An 18,182-nucleotide genomic window follows, 5' to 3' on the forward strand; every position below is an offset into this window, starting at 1 on the left:
GAGAGGAAAACGATGGCAAAGAAACTCGTGGTGGCAATCGACGGGCCGGCAGGCGCCGGCAAAAGCACAGTTGCCCAACTTGCAGCGAAGAAGCTGGGCTACACCTATATCGACACGGGCGCTATGTACCGTGCTGTTGCGTGGAAAACGCTCAAGGCAGGAGAACCCGTCACCGATGAAAAGATTTTGGCGACTGTCAAGGATATCAAGGTTGCCCTGCGCTATGAGGCAGGAATGACAAAAGTTTTTGTCGACGGCGAGGAGGTCACGGATGAAATCCGGACGCCTGCCGTCAGTGCCGTTGTTTCCCAGGTGGCGCGTCTCGGACCCGTGCGGGAAAAAATGGTGGAACAGCAGCGTGAGATGGCCGCTGCAGGCGGCGTGCTCATGGACGGGAGGGATATTGCGACGCATGTCCTGCCCGCTGCCGACGTGAAGATTTTCCTCACGGCCTCCTTGGAAGAGCGCGCCGGAAGGCGGTGGAAGGAAATGAAGGAAAAGGGCTATGCTATGACGCTGGAAGAGCTCCGGGCAGATATCGCACGGCGCGACAAAGCGGACAGCGAGCGTGAGATATCGCCGCTGGTGCAGGCGGAGGATGCAGAACTGCTCGATACGACGGGCATGAGCATCGAAGAAGTTGTCGATGCCATTACAGGGCGGTGCAGGGTATGATTTACGGTATATTAAAAATGATGTTTGCGCTGATTTTCAAGATTTTCTTTCGCGCGCAAATCAAGGGGAAGGAAAACCTGCCCAAGGAAGGTGCCGTGATTCTTGCAGCCAACCATATGAGCAACTGGGATCCGCCCCTTCTCGCGACATTTCTGCCGCGTCCTGTCAGTTACATGGCAAAGCAGGAGCTTTTTGTCAACGCTGTTTTGCGCTTCATCCTCGTGCGCTGCCATTCTTTTCCCGTGAAGCGGGGCGCAGCAGACAGAGGGGCGATCAAGGCGGCTGTGGCCGAATTGAAAAACGGCAGCTGTCTGGGACTTTTCCCGCAAGGCACGCGCAGCCGACACGGGGAAAAACGAAAGGCGGAGCCGGGGGTTGCCTTGCTCGCCTCCATGGGCAAGGCGCCCGTAGTTCCTGCCGCCATCATCGGCACCGACAAGGTTTTTGCCAAGGGGGGATTTTTCCCCCAGCTGCGCGTCATTTATGGAAAACCGCTTCATTTCCAAGCGGAACGTCAGGACAAGCAGGCCTTGCAGGATTTCGCGCAAAAAATCATGGACGAGATCTACCGTATGATAGAGAAAGAAAAGGCTTCCGCGTAAGGGAGCCTTTTCTCATTTTCGGGAAAGATTTTGGGGGAAAGATCGGGGATAAGCGAAAATTTCCAACGACAGGCAGGATATAAGGAGTTTTCAGAGAATAAAGAAAACAGAATAAAACGAGGAGTTGATAGAATGAAAGAGTACGCAAGCACGAATATCCGTAATATTGCCCTGGTCGGACACGGCAAGTCGGGCAAGACGAGCATCGTGGAGGACTGCCTTTTCAATACGGGCGCTGTCAAGCGGCGCGGCAGCATTGAGGACGGGACGATGACTTCGGATTATGAACCGGAAGAAACGCGGCGCGAGCTCAGTATCCAGAGCTCCTTAATTGCCTGCGAATGGCTCGATCACAAGCTCAATATCCTTGATACGCCGGGTTACCCGGATTTTGTCGGTGAGGTGAAGGAGGCGCTGCAGGCGGCGGACAGCGCGCTAATCGTCATATCGGCTGTCTCAGGCATCGAGGTTGAGACGGAGAAGGTTTGGCGTTATGCGGAAGCTATGGATTTGCCGCGTGCTTTCTTTGTGAACAAGATTGACCGTGAACATGCAGATTATCAGAATGTCGTCAATGAACTGCGCCTGCGCTTCGGTACGGGGGTTGTGCCGATTCAGCTGCCGGTCGGCAAGGAAGCAGCTTTCCAGGGCGTTGTCGATCTTTTGGCTATGACCATCCGCATCAAGGAACGCGACAAGAACAACTGCGTTTCGCTCGAAGAGATTCCCGAATACATGAAGGACGATGTTGAGGAAGCGCGGCAGGCTCTGATTGAGGGTGTGGCTGAAATTAACAATTCCTTGTTGGAAAAATATATTGAAGGAGAGAAAATCGAGGAGAAAGAAGTGGCGGAGGCTCTGATCGAGGGAATCCAGACGGGGAAAATTTTTCCTGTGCTTTGTGGCTCGGCATCCCTCAATGTCGGGATGCACGCGCTTCTCAACGATATGGTGGAATATCTGCCAGCGCCGACCGATCGTACGGTCGTGGGAACGGCTCCGGGCGGCGAGGAGCTTGTGGAACGGAGACCCGAGGATGCCTTTTCGGCGCAGGTGTTCAAGACGATTGTCGATCCGTTCGTAGGACGTCTGAGCTTCATCCGCATTTTTTCGGGCGAGATGAAGGGCGACGCCTCCTACTGGAATATCACACAGAACGAGATGGAGCGCGTGAGCACGCTTTATACAATGCAGGGCAAGAAACAGATTGCCGTCGGAAAGGCGCAGGGCGGCGATATCGTGGTGGCAGCAAAACTGCAGAATACGCGCACGTCGGATACGCTCGTGGCGAAGGACGCGCCTCTCGTTTACGACGCAATCGAATTCCCTGAGCCGATGCTGGCGCAGGCCGTCTATGTGAAGAAAAAGGGCGAGGAAGACAAGGTCTTTGCAGCGCTCGCCAAGGAATGCGAGGAAGATCCGACGCTGCGGCTCGAAAAGGACAGCGAGACGAAGGAAACTCTGATCCGCGGCATTGGCGAAGTGCATATCGAGGTGCTGCAGGAGAAGATGAAGCGCAAATTCGGCATCGAGGCAATATTCCAGGAGCCGCGCATAGCCTACCGCGAGACGATAAGGAAGAGCGTGAAGGCCGAAGGAAAACACAAGAAGCAAAGCGGCGGACACGGGCAGTACGGCCATGTCATGCTTGAGATTTCACCGCGCGAAGCGGGTACGGGCAACGAGTTCACGGAAAATATCTTCGGCGGCAGCGTGCCGCGCCAGTATGTGCCTGCCGTTGAGAAGGGAACAGCGGAAACGCTGGCAGCCGGCATCCTCGCGGGATATCCCGTCGTCGACGTCAAGGTTAATCTCTACGATGGCTCGTACCATACGGTTGACTCGTCGGAAGTTGCGTTCAAGACAGCGACGGCAATCGCTCTGCGGAAGGGTGTGCTTGAAGCTGCGCCGGTGCTCCTCGAGCCGATTTATGAGATGACCGTCCATGCGCCTGAGTATTATATGGGCGATGTCATGGGGCAGCTCAACGCGAAGCGTGCGCGTATCCTCGGCATGGAGATGATCGGCAAAGATACGAGCGAGGTTCGCGCGCAGGTGCCGCTTGCTTCTTTGCATAAGTATGCCACAGAGCTTCGCTCCATGACGCAGGGGCGCGGCGAGTATTCGCTGAAGTTCTCCCATTACGAGGAGGTTCCTGCAAAAACAGCGGAAAAAATCATTGAGGAAACGAAGGCACGGAAAGACAAATAAAAGGGAAAGGAAGGAAGCCGCCGCACCTTATCCTGCGGCGGCTTCCTTTTGCTGCACGGGAAACCTGCGTCATATTTTCCGGATTTTTGCATGGAAATTTCTTGCGAAATGCCGGATGATATGTTATTCTATAAACCATAATTGCAAATTGCAAATGCGTTGCAGAGGAATAGTAAGCCGCATGGAATGAAAAGAGAGCCGCTGGTTGGTGAAAAGCGGAGAGGAAGTGCGGTTGAACTCGCCTTGAAGCAGCCCGCTGAAGAATGGGAGCCCGACACGATGTTCCCTGCAGTAGGCGGAGCCGGAGCCTGACCGTTAAAGCAGGAGGATATGATGGTATCCGTTAAAGTGCGTGCCTTTGGCGCGAAATTGAGTGGTAACACGTAAGCATTGCCTTTCGTCTCTTTGGGGATGAAAGGCTTTTTCTATGAATGGAGATGCAGGAGGCGTTATTTATGGAGAATTTTACAAAATACGAGAAACAGTATTTTCTGCCGCCCGAGATAGATTTAAGCTGGATGAAGCAGGAACACCCGAAGAAGGCTCCTACATGGTGCAGCGTTGATCTGCGCGACGGCAACCAGGCTTTGATCATACCGATGAGCCTGGAGGAGAAGCTGGAATTTTACAAGATGCTTGTGAAGATCGGCTTCAAGGAGATCGAGGTGGGATTCCCCGCGGCTTCCGATACGGAGTTTTCGTTCCTGCGCCGCTTGGTGGAGGACGATCTCATTCCTGAAGATGTGACGGTACAGGTCTTGACGCAGGCGCGCGAGCATATCATCAAGAGGACGTTTGAGGCGCTTGACGGGGTAAAGAACGCCATTGTCCATGTTTACAATTCGACATCGGTACCGCAGCGTGAGCAGGTTTTCCATAAGTCGAAGGAAGAGATCAAGAAGATCGCTGTCGAGGGTGCGGAGCTTCTTGCCGAGCTTACGGCAAAGGCGAGCGCGAACTATCGCTTCGAATATTCGCCCGAGAGTTTCACGGGCACGGAGCCGGAGTATGCGCTCGAGGTCTGCAACGCCGTGCTCGATGTTTGGCAGCCGAAAGCGGACAATCCTGCAATCATCAACATTCCTGTGACGGTGCAGCTTTCGATGCCGCATGTCTACGGCATGCAAGTGGCGTACATCTCGCAGAACCTCAAATATCGTGATGCCGTCAAGCTGTCTTTGCACCCGCACAACGACCGCGGCTGCGGCGTGGCGGATTCGGAGCTCGGTATCCTGGCGGGCGCGGAACGCATCGAAGGCACGCTCTTCGGCAACGGTGAGCGTACGGGCAACGCCGACATCGTGACACTTGCCATGAATCTTTTCGCGCTCGGCGTCGATCCTGAGCTGGACTTCTCCAATATGCCCGAGCTGGTGGAGCTTTACGAGCGGGTGACGCGCATGAACGTCCACGCGCGTCAGCCGTACGCGGGCGAGCTCGTCTTTGCCGCTTTCTCTGGATCGCATCAGGATGCGATCGCCAAGGGCATGAAATGGCGGGAGGAGAAGCAGCCGAAGTTCTGGAACGTGCCGTATCTCTACATCGATCCGAAGGATGTCGGGCGCGAATACGACGGCGACGTCATCCGCATCAACAGCCAGTCGGGCAAGGGCGGCGTCGGCTATCTGATGGAGCAGAAATATGGGCTGGAGCTGCCGAAAAAGATGCGCGAGGATCTCAGTTACTTCGTTAAGGGTGTTTCCGATCGCGGGCACAAGGAGCTTTTGCCTGAGGAAGTACACGATCTCTTCCAGAAGGAATACGTGAACGTCGAATCTCCGATCCGGCTCATCGATTTCTTGCTGAAAAAAGCGCCGGACGGCGTGCGGGCAGGCGAAGTGCATCTGGAAATCAACGGCAAGCCGGTGACGTATCAGGCGCGCGGCAACGGCCGCCTGGATGCCATCAGCAACGCCCTGCAGGAAAATCTCGGCATTTCGTATAGGGATCTGACCTACAGCGAGCATGCGCTGGAAATCGGCTCGACATCAAGAGCCATGGCATATATCGGCATCAAGGCGGAAAACGGCCAGGTGACATGGGGTGCGGGCATGGATACGGATATCATCACGGCTTCGGCGATGGCGCTCGTGAGTGCGATCAACCGCATGAAGCATAACCAATGAGGACGCTGGCAACTGTTCTGCTGAGCAGCCTTGTGACCGCTCTTTTGCTTACGGTATTTTCCATGGGGGCACTCTTCTATACGGTCGGCGGCTACTTCGTCGATCTTGCCCTGAAACGGGGCAGCATGAGCGATCCGATGGCGCCGCCCGTCATCAGTACAAGCCTTTCCGATCCGAATGTGACTTTGCCGAAAAAACCGGAAGCACGGAGCGAGGATTGGTCGATTCGCTCCTTCGACGGCCTGCATCTCGTAGGAACACATTTTTCTCCGTCGGTGCGCAGCCATCGCTGGGTCGTGCTGCTGCATGGCTATGGGCGCAGCCAGGAGGATACTTGGGATTATGCTGAAGCCTATATCGAGCATGGCTACCATGTCCTGACGCCGGATCTGCGCGCTTCCGGGAGGAGCGAGGGGCAATATATCACGATGGGAGCGCTGGAGAGCCGCGATGTTTCGGCTTGGGTTGCACGCATTGCCGAGGCGGATCCGGAGGCGCGTGTCGTGCTGCACGGCGTTTCCATGGGGGCGGCAACGGCGCTTCTCGCCGCAGGGCGCAGCGATATGCCGGGGAGCTTGGCGGCGGTCATCGAGGACTCAGGCTATACGAGTGCTGAAGATATGTTTACGCGCAAGATGGAAGGATTCAATCTGCCGGCGCATCTCATCATGCGCGGTGTAAACTATATGAGCCGGGAAAGGACGGGTGTGGCGCTTTCCGACGCTTCGGCCATCGAGGCGGTGCGGCACACGAAGGTGCCGACGCTCTTCATCCATGGCACATCCGATCTTTTGGTGCCTTACGGTATGATGCAGGAACTCAAGAATGCCTCGAATGCACCCGTCAAGGAAGAGTTGACTGTCGATGGCGCATGGCATGCCGCGACGAAGGCAAAGGAACCGCAGAAGTATTATCATCGTGTATTTGAGTTTGACGATCGCTGGACGAGCTGATTTTTGGCTTGGGAAAGGACAAGGCTATGCGGGCTGTTGTGACAAGGGTGAAAGAAGCTTCCGTTTCCATCGAGGGAGAGGTGCAGGGAGCGATTGGGAAAGGGTTTCTCGTGCTTCTAGGCATCGGTTCCGGGGATGGGGAGGAAGAAGCGAAATACCTGGCAGAGAAAATCTGCAATTTACGCGTTTTTTCCGATGCAGCGGGCAAGATGAATCTTTCTTTGGCACAGGTACGAGGAGAGCTTCTTGTCATTTCGCAGTTTACCCTCTATGCCGATCTTTCGAGCCGCAGGCCGGGTTTTTCGCGTGCGGCAAAGCCCGATATCGCGGAGCCCCTTTACGAGAGCTTTCTGGCTCATTGCCGCGCACTGGGCTTTTCCGTCGCGCATGGCAGCTTCGGTGCGGACATGCAGGTGGCATCCGTCAACGACGGGCCGGTGACGCTCCTCTTCGATACGGATTGAATGAACAAGCGGTATTTCCGCAGCAAAAAAGGGCAGCTTCGGCTGCTCTTTTTTGCTATAAGGGAGGGAATGCACAAATGGGATAATGGTGTTATAATACAACGAGAAGTGAGCGTTTAGGACAGGAGGACGATTCCTTGAAAAAAACTTTGGAGGATGCCATTGTCGTTTTGAACCAGGCGATTTTATCTGATGTCTGGCAGATGGAAATTCTTTCACCGAGAATTGCGGCGGGCGCGGAACCGGGGCAGTTTGTCATGGTGAAGAAAGCGGCGGGCGCACATTTTTTGCGCCGTCCTTTTGGTGTGGCCGATATAAACGAGGAGAAGGGAACCCTTACCATCTTTTATCGCATATTGGGAAAGGGGACAAGAGAGCTTGCTGCTATGCGCCCGGGAGAAAGCCTGAGTGCAGAAGGGCCGCTTGGCACAGGTTTTACGCTTACGGAAGAGCCTGCATTGCTCGTCGGCGGCGGCATGGGACTGGCGCCGCTTCTTTTGCTTGCACGCCGCCTGCCTGAGAAGCCGGCGGTCATCATCGGCGGGCGCTCTGAATCTGAGACATTCTGGACACGTTTTTTTGCGCCGTACTGCAAGGCTGTCTATATTGCGACGGACGATGGTTCGAGCGGGTTCCACGGATATCCCCTGCATCTCATGCCGCTTGTTCTTTGTGAAAACGAAGTGCGTGCTGTCAAAACGTGCGGTCCCGACCCTTTGATGGAAGGCATAGCGCGTCTTTCGCGGAGCGCGGGGCTTTCCTGCGAGGTTTCGCTTGAAAGGCGTATGGCATGCGGCTTCGGTGTCTGTCTGGGCTGTACCTTCGAGGGGAAAAAGACGGGAAGAAGGCGCAAGGTCTGCACGGATGGACCTGTCTTTGACGCAGAGGAGGTGTTCGAATGAACAAGGAAAGGCTCTCCGTCGAGGTGGCGGGCATCCGCATGGCGACACCCGTCATGGGCGCTTCCGGCACCTTTGGCTTTGGTATGGAGTATGAGGATTTTATCGATCTTGCCGACGTCGGTGCTGTCGTTTCAAAAGGCATTACGCCGAAACCGCGGGCGGGCAACGGCGGTGTGCGCATTGCCGAAACCCCTTCCGGCATGCTCAACTCCATCGGCTTGGAAAATCCCGGCATTGAAGCGTTTTGCCGTGATATTCTTCCCGAGGCGGCGAAGCTCCCGACAGCGTTCCTTGTCAATATCAGCGCGGGGACGGCGGAGGAATACGGCGAGATGGCGCAGATGCTTGACGTCGCGGGCATTGACGGCATCGAGGTCAATATCTCCTGCCCGAACGTCAAAGAAGGCGGCATCGTTTTTGGTACGGATCCCAAGCAAGCGGCTCTTGTGACAGAACAGGTGAAAAAGAATACAAAAAAGCCTGTTTTCGTCAAATTATCGCCGAATGTCACAGATATTTGCCGGATGGCAAAGGCTGTGGAGGCGGCGGGAGCCGATGCTGTTTCACTGATCAATACGCTGACGGGCATGGTCATCGATGTTGAGAAAAGAAAGCCTCTGCTTGGAAACATTACGGGCGGTCTTTCGGGACCGGCGGTGAAGCCCATTGCCCTGCGCATGGTTTATCAGGTGGCCCATGCCGTATCGATTCCCGTCATCGGTATGGGCGGCATCCAGACTGGCGAGGATGTGGCCGCCTTTATGCTGGCTGGGGCGAGCGCCGTTGAAATCGGCGCGGAAAACTTTGTAAACCCGCGCGCTGTCGTTGAGGCTGCTGAAAGGCTGGAGGCGTATCTTGACCGTCAGGGCATCGATACGGCAAAGGAGCTGACGGGGGCAATGGAACTCTAACCTTGGGAGAATCATCGGGGCGCAGACAGATCGTGTCTCGCAGGGAAAGATAGGGAAAGATAGGGAAGGATGGCGTCTATGGGGGATTTTGGACAGGAAGATCATGGGGCAGGGAGGAAATTTCATACGCTTTGGGCGGCAGCTTTCTGTCTCCTCGCGCTCATCGCCGTTCTTGCCGGCTGCGGCAGCCGTTCTGCTGTGGAAAGGGAACCCGTCCATCATGCCGATTTCGTCGAGGGCGCGAAACTCGTTGAGAATCCCCTGAAGCTGAAGGGCAAGGAAGTGCAGTTCGTCACGCGTGTCATACAGACAGAAGGGGATGTTATAGAAACGGAAATGCATACGAACGGCCCTAGAATCTTTGTGCACGGCAAAGGTGTTGCCGCGATGGAAAAGGATGCGGAACGGGGCGACTATGTACGCGTCTATGGGAAGGTGGCGGAAGAGGATCGCACGGGGTATATTGCTGTTCTGGATGCGTTCAAGGTCACGAAGCCGGCTTGGAGCGATTTGATGAAATCATCGCGGAGCCTCAGAAGTGAGGAAGGCAATATCGAGGTACAGATTTTGGGTGCGACGGCAGGACGGGACTCGCTGGTTGTGGGAGAAGGAAGCATTTCCCTGATGCCGGAGGGAGCAGCATCGCGTCTTCAGGACATAGCCTTTATCGGCATGACGATGAAGATTCGCGGGGAAATTTATGACGATGGTGATGGGGATTTTGACTATCTTGAGCGCAATGGGCAGCCGATGCGCTCAGGTTTTACGCTTGATTTTGCAGATGACGGAACGGCCGTGTTCAAAACGGAAGCACTTACAGTGCCTTTGGAGTATAAGGACGCGATGAAAGCTCTCGGTGTTTCCGGCAAGGAGAGCTCGGTTATGCTGCCGGCGGGGACGACGTATCGTCTGCATTATCGCTGATATGATACGAGGAGGCATAGGGATGAACGACATACGGGAGAAACTGCTCAATGAATACGCGAGGCTCATCGTCCGCATGGGGGTTAATCTGCAGCACGATCAGCAGCTCGTAGTCAACGCGCCGATCGAATGCGCCGGCTTTGCGCGGCGCGTGGCTAGTGCCGCCTATGATGCGGGGGCGCATGATGTGACGGTTGTCTGGAACGACGAGAAACTGGCGCGCCTGCGTTATGAAAAAGGAGAAAAGCGCATCTTTACGGAATTTCCCGAATGGCGGCGCCTGCTTTATAAGGACAACGCCGAGCAAGGTGCGGCCTTCGTGTCCATCCATGCTTCCGATCCCGAAATCTTCAGCGGCATTGACCCCGAGCGCCTGACACTTGCCCAGCAAGCGGCAGGGGCGGCGCTCCTCGAATATCGCCAACGCCTCATGAGCAATAAAAATGCCTGGTGTGTTGTTTCCATCCCGACGGAAAGCTGGGCTAGAAAAGTATTCCCGGAAGCTGCGCCTGCAGAAGCTGTAGAAAAACTCTGGCAGGCCATTTTTCATGCCGTGCGTCTCGTGCCGGGTGAAGATGCAGCGAACCGTTGGCAGGAGCATATCCGCTTTTTGGCGAAAGCGGCAGATTTCATGAATGGCCATGCTTTTGAACGGCTCGAATACAGAAACGGGCTTGGTACAAATCTCACGGTGGAATTGCCTGAAGGACATATCTGGGCGGGCGGTGCGGAAAAGACGCAGAGGAATGTGACATTCGTCGCCAATATGCCGACGGAGGAAATCTACACGATGCCTAAGCGCAACGGTGTCAACGGCGTCGTCGTTGCAACGCGCCCGTTGAACGTCAACGGCAATATCGTTTCCGGCTTTTCGTTGACATTCAAGAAAGGTCAGGTTGTGGATTACAAGGCGGAATGCGGCGAAGAGATTCTGAAGGAACTCTTTGCTACAGATGAAGGCGCACGCTATCTGGGAGAAGTCGCGCTCGTTCCTTATGATTCGCCGATATCCAGGAGCGGCATGCTCTTCTTCAATACGCTTTTTGATGAGAACGCTTCCTGCCATCTGGCTTTTGGCAAAGCCTATCCGACATGCATCAAGGGTGGTGAGGAAATGACTTCTGATGAACTTTTGCGCCGCGGTGTGAACGATTCGCTCGTGCATGAGGATTTCATGGTCGGATCGAGCGACCTTGAGATAGACGGCATCCAGAAGGACGGCACAGCTGTGCCTGTGTTCCGCAAGGGGAATTTTGCGTTTTAAAAGAATGACTGATAAATTCAGGCCCCCATCGTCACCTATCTGTGATGTCTTTTGGTCTTTTCGGTGTCGACAAAACCTCGGCGCAACACCGTTATACCTGCGATTTGCTCCCTGGATCGAGATAACGCATTTGTGTAAATCTGAGGGACTTCAATTTATCAACAGTTCTTTTTCGGTAGGAAAGTATGAAATCGAAAGCGAATAGGCAAAGAAGGGATAGGGCGTTGATGGCGGAGGTGCAATGAAATGAGCATAAAGGACATGGGACAACGGCTTTTTCGGATGGTGCAGGACGGCTATCAGCGCTTTCGCACAGCGATGATTTTTGATGCCGTACTGTTTGTTTGTGTGGGTGTGCTTACATACTGCCAGGTGTACGAGATACAAGATTGGTATACGGAGGAAATCGGCTGCGCGGCGGCAGCGGCGGCGATCGGCTGCATCTTTGCTGTCGCCCTGCGGGTATTCTGGGAGAGGCGCGGACAGGAGCGGCATGGCTTCGAGGCGCTGCTGACGATTGTCGTATTTGTGTTTTTCTTCATTCTTGTGCAGGGACATGATTGGACGGATCCCTATATTCTGCTCAAGACGGTAGGGCCGGCGCTTGTTTTTGCTTCTGTCGGTCTTTACTGCCTTGAACCGCAGAAGGAAGGCGAGGAGCCGGCACTTGCCGTGTTTTTCGCAATCTCTAAGGCATGGCTTGTCGGCACTCTTTTGATCGTGTCTCTCAGTACATGCTTGACGGCGTTCGATTCACTGCTTTTTTCTTTGGAAAGCAGATTGCATACGACGCTGTATTTTCTCATTGCAGAGTTTTCTTTTCTTTTTATTGGGATACAGGTCTTTCTCGCGAGCTTGCCTGAGCGGGGGAAAAACATGGAGACGCCCGCGCTCTTTCGCGCTCTCCTCATGCGCGTGCTTTGGCCCGTCTATCTGATCCTGCTCGTGATTCTCTATCTCTATGTGGCAAAGATCATCTATGTCTGGGCGATACCCGTCGGCATGATGAATTGGTTTGCCTCGTTGGCTCTTCTTGCCTTCAGCGTGTTTTTCTTCTGCTTTGCGAATGATGCGCGCTATTCGCTGCTGCAGCGCTTCCTGCGCTGGGGTCTTTTGCTCTTTCTGCCGATTCTTGCGGTGCAGGCTGTCGCTGTTTGGCAACGAGTCGAGCCGTACGGTCTGACGGTGCTGCGCTATACGTCGATCCACTGCACGATTTTCGGTATCTTTTTGCTCGTGCTTGCTTTCCTGCGCCGCTCGCCGCGTCCTGCGTTTCTCGTCTTGGCGCTCATGATTGCCGCATTCACACTGACGCCGCTCAATATCGTCGATGTGCCGTTTCGCACGCAGGAAGCCCGCCTTTGGAGCGTGCTTGAGGAAAATGACATGCTGAAGGGCGGCGAGGTCGTGGAAAATTCCGATCTCTTGCCGAGCGAGCGTGACAAGCTCTTGAGTGCAGCGGAGTATCTGACGGATCATAAGAAGACGGTGTTTCTCGAAACCCCAGGGATGAGCGAGGTGCTTGCGAAGCAGCGTGGGAAGCAGAAAGGTGCAAAATATACCGAGTGGTTTGAGTTCAAGACGAAAAATTCTAAACACATCCCTGTAGCCGGCTGGCAGAATGCGTATCTGATCGGCAAGCCCAATGTGGAAAACGGCATGCTTGTCGTGGACAAAGGCGACGGAACGCAGGAAAAATTCGAGCTCTCTTCCTATCTCAAGGAACTTCTGGAATATGCGCGCAAAGAGGATGTGACCGGAACGGGCAAATTCACGCGGGAGCTTAGAATAGATGTGGATGAAAACACCTGCCTATGGCTGCAGAAAGTTGATTTATCCGTCCGTAACCATAAAGGCGGGGAGGATATAACGGCGCATGTGACGGGCGTACTTTTGAAACGATAATAGATGAGATTTTAAGGGGAGAAGGAAGTTTTTTGCTGGGGATTGCTGCGGCTGCATAAGCTACCAAAGTTTGGCAGAACGATGCGACAATTAAACTTGCAATCTTCCCCCTTGTCCGTACTTTTCAAAATCTATTGACAAGTAGAAAAAATAGGTTTACATTGAGACTGCACAGTACATATATCAATAGTCCGAATATTGCCTATACGAAAGAAAGGAGGCCTGGAATTGCCGACGGTAGACTGACGGACGGAAGGAGTGATTTGCAATGGTAACATTTTTGGTGGCGTTGCTCGCCCTAGTTCTTGGCTACATCATTTACGGCAAATTGGTCGACACGATTTTTGCGCCGACGGACAAGCCGACCCCGGCCATGGTGCACAACGACGGTGTGGATTATATTCCGTTGCCGACGTGGAAGGTCTTTATGATCCAATTGCTGAATATCGCTGGTCTCGGCCCGATATTCGGAGCGTTGCAGGGGGCTCTTTGGGGACCCTGCGTCTACTTCTGGATTGTTTTGGGTACGATTTTTGCCGGCGGTGTGCACGACTATATGTCGGGCACGATTTCGCTTCGTGAGGACGGCAAGAGCATCTCTGAGGTTGTTGGCAACCACATGGGCAAGACGATGCTCTTCATTATGCGTGTTTTCTCTGTGGTGCTGCTCGTTCTCGTCGGAACGGTTTTTGCGACGGGACCTGCGCTCCTGATCGATGGCAAGCTCCTTGCGCTTGGCTCCATCGGGGCAATCAAAATTTGGCTGATCATCATCTTGCTTTACTACTTTCTCGCTACATTGCTGCCGATTGATACGCTGATTGCACGTTTTTATCCGCTTTTCGGCATCTGTTTGATCGTGATGGCGTTCGGCATTATGGGCGCTATGCTTGCAGGTGTCGGCGGACATGTGATGCCGGAAATGGTCTTCGCGAATTTGCACCCGAAAGAAATGCCCATCTGGCCGCTGATGTTCATTACGGTCGCCTGTGGTGCTGTTTCGGGCTTCCATGCTACGCAGTCGCCTTTGATGGCACGCTGCCTCAAGGATGAACGCTTGGCACGCCCGGTGTTTTACGGTGCGATGGTCGCTGAGGGCTTCATCGCTCTCGTCTGGGCAGCTGCCGGCGTGACATTCTATGAGAGTACGGGCGGTCTTGGTGCAGTGCTTGCTGCCGCTGGTCCTGGCGGTGCGGTTTACGATATCTGCGTTGGTTTCCTTGGCCCTGTCGGTGCGGCCTTGGCGCTTCTTGGTGTCGTTGCCTGTCCGATTACATCTGGGGATACGGCATTTCGGTCGGCTCGTTTGACGATTGCCGATTGGTTCGGAATCGAGCAGAAGGATACAGGAAAACGTCTCATGCTCGCGGTACCGATTCTTGGCATTGGCGCCATCCTCACGCAGATGGACTTCTCCATCATCTGGCGCTACTTCTCGTGGACGAACCAGACGCTCGCCATGATCGTACTCTGGACAGGTTCGGTCTATCTTTACCGCACGTTCCGTGGGAAGCTGTACTATATCATCGGCATGATTCCTGCTACCTTCATGTCGGCCGTCACGATGACGTATATTCTGCAGGCGAAGGAAGGCTTCGGCCTGCCGACGAATATCACATATCCCGTCGGTCTTGTCATAGCAGCTTTATTCCTGTTCTTATTCCTGCGCACGACTGTGATGAAAAAAGATTGACCAAATAAAGAGAAGGGGCGCTGCGAAATGCGGCGCCCTTCTCTTTATCGAGGGGGATGGATTTGGGATGTCGTTATTGTTTCAATGCCTAGGGAATGAAAGTTTTAAAAGCGGGAAGATGAAGTCAAGCAGCTGAGAGATTTTTTAGACGGTTTGAGAAGATATGTGTGAAGATGTCTGAAGGATTATTTCCGCCGCATATCACAATTCCTTTTCATAACGCATTTTGTTTACGAGTGCCTGGATATCGTTCTCATGCTGAATATGGTATATCGTATTTGGGTTTCAAAGTATATTTATTGTTGGGAAAATGCTGTTAATTTTTATATGCGGCGAGATAAGCAGGAAAGTTCGATTTACAAAGAGAATAGACAGAAGAATGGGAGGAAGGGGAAGGTTTGGTAAGATAGGGCATCTGTGGAAAATGTAAAGAGTTTTGGGAAAGTGGACGGTGGGACGATGCTGAAAAAACAATGGATGACGATTCTTGCGATGATGCTGCTTTTCGTTGCGGGGCTTTCTGAAGCGCAGGCTTCCGGAAAGCTGGAACCTGTGGATTTTTCAGTCAAGGGCGTGGCTTTAGGCGATTCGGAAGAAAAAATGCTTGAAGTCTTTGGAAAGCCGAACTTTGAAAAGGAGCGGACGGTCTGGGGGATTCACATGCGCTACTATACCTTTCCGCGCGGTTACGAGGTAGGCGTTGCCGTTGCTGCGGGAAAGGTTGCCGATATTCTTGTGTTCGATGAGGACTACAAAGGGCGTGCCGATGTGAGGTATGGTGCAACCTCACATAAGATTATGGCGACGTATGGCAAGAAGGAGCGAACTTTCCTGGAAGGAAGCACATGGTATATCTACGAAAATCCGCTGAATAAGAGGGAAAAACTCATGCTGAAGGCGGAGTCTGTCAATGGGAGTCTTCTTTCCTGGCGTTTGACACGCCTGCCGCTGACCGAGGAAGAGGCGGATGCTCTGACGGATGAGGAGCGGAGAGAGTGGGAGAACAACGACTTGCGTGCGGTTGATATCGGTGAGCGGGAAATCGACACGAGTGCATGGGATGAGCAGAAAAAGCAGGATCGGCCGAAGCTCCGTTGGGAAAGGAAGGAGGACAAGCCTTGATGTTCCACATCAAAAGCCTGCCCTTGAAAAGCCGGATTTTTCGGTATCTCGGCATTTTGCTCGGCTGTCTTATCAGCAGCTCGTCCATCAATCTCTTCGTTGTGCCGTCACACCTTTTATCCGGCGGCATTGCTGGCATTGCAATGATTTTTTACTATCTTTTTTCCTTGCCCATAGGTCTGCAGATGTTTGTTTACAATTTGCCGCTTCTCGCAGCGGCGTACAAGACGCTGGGGCGTGAATATACGCTGGACATCGCTTTCGGTACGATACTTTTCTCTTTCTGCGTTGATGCGACGCGGTTTTTGAACGCTTATGCGCCTGTGCCTGATACGATGCTCGCCGCGATTTTTGGCGGCGTCCTGAACGGCATTGGCTATGGCTTGATTTTCCGTATGAACGGAAGCTCGGGAGGCTTTGATATCATTGCCGCCATTGTGAAGCAATACTACTCCCTGAGCATGGGGGGCGTGATTTTTGCCTTCAACTGCGTCATTATGTGCCTTGCTGCCGCGCTTTTCGGTATCATGCCGGCGCTTTTTACCCTGATTTGCATGTATATGAATTCTCTCGTTACGGATAAGGTGGTCGCGGGCTTTAATCGCCGCAAGGTCGTTCTCATTATTTCCGATCATGTGCAGCCGATTTCCGAAGCCATCATCTGCGAGGTCGGCCGCGGCGTGACATTCCTGCATGGTCAGGGCGCTTTTACACGCAAGGAGCGCAACGTACTCTTCCTCGTCTGCTCGCTGACGCAAATCAGCAAGGTAAAGCTCATAGCGAACCTCATTGACAAGAATGCCTTCATGATCGTGCTGTCTGCCAATGAGGTTATGGGACGAGGTTTCACAATGCCCGGGATGCACTTCAAAGCCATGCTGAAAGAGAGGAATAAGAGGATTTTGTAAAGAGAAGGACAGAAAATAAGCCGGAAAAGGGCTTGTTATGCTTATGGCAGAAGGGGCCCGTGCTTTGACCGTAGAACGGAAAAGCGTTTCGTCGTTTGCTGCACGGCGTTTTTCCGTTCTTGGGGAAAAATAATGTTTGCAGCCTTTCGCTGATTTGTATCTCCTGCCGCTTTTCTGCTATAATGGGGATAATTCTTTCGCAGGGGGGACGTTCTTGGAGATTATCTATTTATTGAACAGTGGTTTTGCTGTACGATTCGGACGTACGCTGCTCGTTTTTGACGATTATCAGGATCCGGCCAATGCCGTGCTGCGCCTTTTGGGCGAAGTGGATGAGGTTTATTTTTTTGTGTCGCATGCGCATTTCGATCATTTTGATACGCATATCCTTGATTATGCGCCGGATGTAACGCAATATTTTATGGCGAGCGAGATTCGCCGTACGAAGCGCGGCAAGAGGTTTCCCGTGGAAAAGACGACGTATCTCACGACGTATGACAGCTATGAGGATGGGGCGATTCGTGTCGAATCGTTTGATTCAACGGACACGGGAACTTCGTTTCTTGTGGAAAAAGAGGGCAGACGCATTTTTCATGCCGGTGACTTCAACTGGTGGCATTGGAAGGGCGATACGGAGGAGAACAACAAGTTTGCACGCAATGGCTTTATGAAGCAAATGAAGCGGCTTGACGGTCTTGAGGCGGATGTGGCGTTTTTCCCTGTGGATGGACGCCTAGAGGAATTCAAGGACATTGGTGCTAAGGAGTTTTGTGCGCGGACGCGCGTCAAGGCTCTTGTCACTATGCACAGTGTCGGCTTTCCGGCATGGCAGCCGTCAGAGAATTTCTTTGCGCCGGGTTGTGAGATCCCGTATTGGGTGCCGACGGAGCCCGGGGAAAGGCGGTATCTGGAGGACGGAGGAGGTTTTTCCGAATGAAGAAGTATTTTGTGTTCCTGCTGGCGGGGCTCGTTCTTTTGACGACGGGGTGTTTTGCGGCAGGCCAGGGGATGGACAGCAATAAGGATAAAGGAGCAAAGAAAATGGCAAACCCGATAGCAGTATTTGAAACGAATATGGGCACCTTTGAGATTGAGCTTTTTGAGGACAAGGCGCCCATTACGGTGAAAAATTTTACGGATCTGGCCGAGAAAGGGTTTTATGACGGCTTGATTTTTCATCGAGTAATTGATGGCTTCATGATTCAGGGCGGTGATCCGGACGGCAGGGGAACAGGTGGTCCGGGCTACACAATTCCGGATGAGTTTCACAAGGATTTGAAGCATGACAGCGAGGGCATCCTCTCGATGGCGAATGCAGGACCGAATACAGGCGGCTCACAGTTTTTTATCACGCTTGCGGCAACGCCTTGGCTTGATGGGCATCATTCCGTTTTCGGCAAGGTCGTGAAGGGGATGGATGTCGTCCGCGCCATCGGCAAGAGCGAGACGGATTTTCAGGATAAGCCGCTGAAGAAGGTCGTGATGGAAAAGATCACGATTCGCCGTGAGGAAGCGAAATGAT

The 18,182-nt window shown here is 53.4% G+C and carries 16 protein-coding genes and 1 other annotated feature; all 16 genes read left to right on the plus strand.

The window, feature by feature from the left end; genetic code table 11:
- Positions 1-12: 12 nt before the first annotated feature.
- The 16 genes from cmk to ACRTGH_RS09715 all read left to right on the plus strand — a co-directional run bounded on the left by cmk (position 13) and on the right by ACRTGH_RS09715 (position 18,181).
- Positions 13-675: a (d)CMP kinase gene (gene cmk / locus ACRTGH_RS09640; RefSeq protein WP_368847462.1), complete on the plus strand. Its 663-nt coding sequence runs from the start codon at positions 13-15 to the stop codon at positions 673-675.
- On the plus strand, positions 672-1,277 hold the full coding sequence (locus ACRTGH_RS09645) for a lysophospholipid acyltransferase family protein (RefSeq protein WP_368847463.1): 606 nt from the start codon (positions 672-674) through the stop codon (positions 1,275-1,277). The genes cmk and ACRTGH_RS09645 overlap by 4 nt, the downstream gene beginning before the upstream one ends.
- Before the next feature lie 132 nt (positions 1,278-1,409).
- Positions 1,410-3,488 carry an elongation factor G gene (gene fusA, locus ACRTGH_RS09650; protein ID WP_368847464.1) on the plus strand — a complete coding sequence of 693 codons (2,079 nt, stop codon included), beginning with the start codon at positions 1,410-1,412 and terminating at the stop codon, positions 3,486-3,488.
- Between the two features lie 150 nt (positions 3,489-3,638).
- Positions 3,639-3,896: a binding site (T-box leader), on the plus strand.
- A 47-nt stretch (positions 3,897-3,943) separates the two neighbouring features.
- Entirely contained in the window at positions 3,944-5,614 is a 1,671-nt protein-coding gene (locus ACRTGH_RS09655; protein WP_368847465.1) for a 2-isopropylmalate synthase, read from the plus strand.
- Complete coding sequence (locus ACRTGH_RS09660; protein WP_368847466.1) at positions 5,611-6,567, plus strand: alpha/beta hydrolase; 957 nt, start codon at positions 5,611-5,613, stop codon at positions 6,565-6,567. The genes ACRTGH_RS09655 and ACRTGH_RS09660 overlap by 4 nt, the downstream gene beginning before the upstream one ends.
- 26 nt (positions 6,568-6,593) lie before the next feature.
- Positions 6,594-7,031, plus strand: a complete 438-nt coding sequence (dtd, locus tag ACRTGH_RS09665) for a D-aminoacyl-tRNA deacylase (RefSeq protein WP_368847494.1) — start codon at positions 6,594-6,596, stop codon at positions 7,029-7,031.
- Positions 7,032-7,168: 137 nt separating this feature from the next.
- Positions 7,169-7,933, plus strand: a complete 765-nt coding sequence (locus ACRTGH_RS09670) for a dihydroorotate dehydrogenase electron transfer subunit (protein ID WP_368847467.1) — start codon at positions 7,169-7,171, stop codon at positions 7,931-7,933.
- Entirely contained in the window at positions 7,930-8,844 is a 915-nt protein-coding gene (locus ACRTGH_RS09675; protein ID WP_368847468.1) for a dihydroorotate dehydrogenase, read from the plus strand. The genes ACRTGH_RS09670 and ACRTGH_RS09675 overlap by 4 nt, the downstream gene beginning before the upstream one ends.
- A gap of 78 nt (positions 8,845-8,922) precedes the next feature.
- Positions 8,923-9,768: a hypothetical protein gene (locus ACRTGH_RS09680; protein WP_368847469.1), complete on the plus strand. Its 846-nt coding sequence runs from the start codon at positions 8,923-8,925 to the stop codon at positions 9,766-9,768.
- A gap of 22 nt (positions 9,769-9,790) precedes the next feature.
- Complete coding sequence (locus ACRTGH_RS09685) at positions 9,791-11,032, plus strand: aminopeptidase (RefSeq protein WP_368847470.1); 1,242 nt, start codon at positions 9,791-9,793, stop codon at positions 11,030-11,032.
- Positions 11,033-11,278: 246 nt separating this feature from the next.
- On the plus strand, positions 11,279-12,937 hold the full coding sequence (locus ACRTGH_RS09690; protein ID WP_368847471.1) for a DUF4153 domain-containing protein: 1,659 nt from the start codon (positions 11,279-11,281) through the stop codon (positions 12,935-12,937).
- Positions 12,938-13,205: 268 nt separating this feature from the next.
- Positions 13,206-14,630 (plus strand): carbon starvation CstA family protein, encoded by a 1,425-nt coding sequence (locus ACRTGH_RS09695; protein ID WP_368847472.1) that lies wholly within the window; start codon positions 13,206-13,208, stop codon positions 14,628-14,630.
- 459 nt (positions 14,631-15,089) lie between these two features.
- Complete coding sequence (locus ACRTGH_RS09700) at positions 15,090-15,752, plus strand: hypothetical protein (protein WP_368847473.1); 663 nt, start codon at positions 15,090-15,092, stop codon at positions 15,750-15,752.
- Positions 15,752-16,660, plus strand: a complete 909-nt coding sequence (locus ACRTGH_RS09705; protein ID WP_368847474.1) for a YitT family protein — start codon at positions 15,752-15,754, stop codon at positions 16,658-16,660. The genes ACRTGH_RS09700 and ACRTGH_RS09705 overlap by 1 nt, the downstream gene beginning before the upstream one ends.
- Before the next feature lie 214 nt (positions 16,661-16,874).
- Complete coding sequence (locus ACRTGH_RS09710) at positions 16,875-17,597, plus strand: MBL fold metallo-hydrolase (RefSeq protein ID WP_368847475.1); 723 nt, start codon at positions 16,875-16,877, stop codon at positions 17,595-17,597.
- A complete protein-coding gene (locus ACRTGH_RS09715; protein WP_368847476.1) occupies positions 17,594-18,181 on the plus strand; it encodes a peptidylprolyl isomerase in 588 nt (195 codons plus the stop codon). Before ACRTGH_RS09710 ends, ACRTGH_RS09715 begins: the two co-directional genes overlap by 4 nt.
- Position 18,182: the final 1 nt, after the last annotated feature.

The sequence above is a fragment of the Selenomonas oralis genome (assembly GCF_051603425.1).
Taxonomy (GTDB): domain Bacteria; phylum Bacillota; class Negativicutes; order Selenomonadales; family Selenomonadaceae; genus Selenomonas; species Selenomonas sputigena_A.

What these genes read in the sequence shown, in the direction of transcription:
- cmk (WP_368847462.1), top strand. Translation starts at nt 13, where the DNA reads ATGGCAAAGAAACTCGTGGTGGCAATCGACGGGCCGGCAGGCGCCGGC.
- ACRTGH_RS09645 (WP_368847463.1), top strand. Translation starts at nt 672, where the DNA reads ATGATTTACGGTATATTAAAAATGATGTTTGCGCTGATTTTCAAGATT.
- fusA (WP_368847464.1), top strand. Translation starts at nt 1,410, where the DNA reads ATGAAAGAGTACGCAAGCACGAATATCCGTAATATTGCCCTGGTCGGA.
- ACRTGH_RS09655 (WP_368847465.1), top strand. Translation starts at nt 3,944, where the DNA reads ATGGAGAATTTTACAAAATACGAGAAACAGTATTTTCTGCCGCCCGAG.
- ACRTGH_RS09660 (WP_368847466.1), top strand. Translation starts at nt 5,611, where the DNA reads ATGAGGACGCTGGCAACTGTTCTGCTGAGCAGCCTTGTGACCGCTCTT.
- dtd (WP_368847494.1), top strand. Translation starts at nt 6,594, where the DNA reads ATGCGGGCTGTTGTGACAAGGGTGAAAGAAGCTTCCGTTTCCATCGAG.
- ACRTGH_RS09675 (WP_368847468.1), top strand. Translation starts at nt 7,930, where the DNA reads ATGAACAAGGAAAGGCTCTCCGTCGAGGTGGCGGGCATCCGCATGGCG.
- ACRTGH_RS09680 (WP_368847469.1), top strand. Translation starts at nt 8,923, where the DNA reads ATGGGGGATTTTGGACAGGAAGATCATGGGGCAGGGAGGAAATTTCAT.
- ACRTGH_RS09685 (WP_368847470.1), top strand. Translation starts at nt 9,791, where the DNA reads ATGAACGACATACGGGAGAAACTGCTCAATGAATACGCGAGGCTCATC.
- ACRTGH_RS09690 (WP_368847471.1), top strand. Translation starts at nt 11,279, where the DNA reads ATGAGCATAAAGGACATGGGACAACGGCTTTTTCGGATGGTGCAGGAC.
- ACRTGH_RS09695 (WP_368847472.1), top strand. Translation starts at nt 13,206, where the DNA reads ATGGTAACATTTTTGGTGGCGTTGCTCGCCCTAGTTCTTGGCTACATC.
- ACRTGH_RS09700 (WP_368847473.1), top strand. Translation starts at nt 15,090, where the DNA reads ATGCTGAAAAAACAATGGATGACGATTCTTGCGATGATGCTGCTTTTC.
- ACRTGH_RS09705 (WP_368847474.1), top strand. Translation starts at nt 15,752, where the DNA reads ATGTTCCACATCAAAAGCCTGCCCTTGAAAAGCCGGATTTTTCGGTAT.
- ACRTGH_RS09715 (WP_368847476.1), top strand. Translation starts at nt 17,594, where the DNA reads ATGAAGAAGTATTTTGTGTTCCTGCTGGCGGGGCTCGTTCTTTTGACG.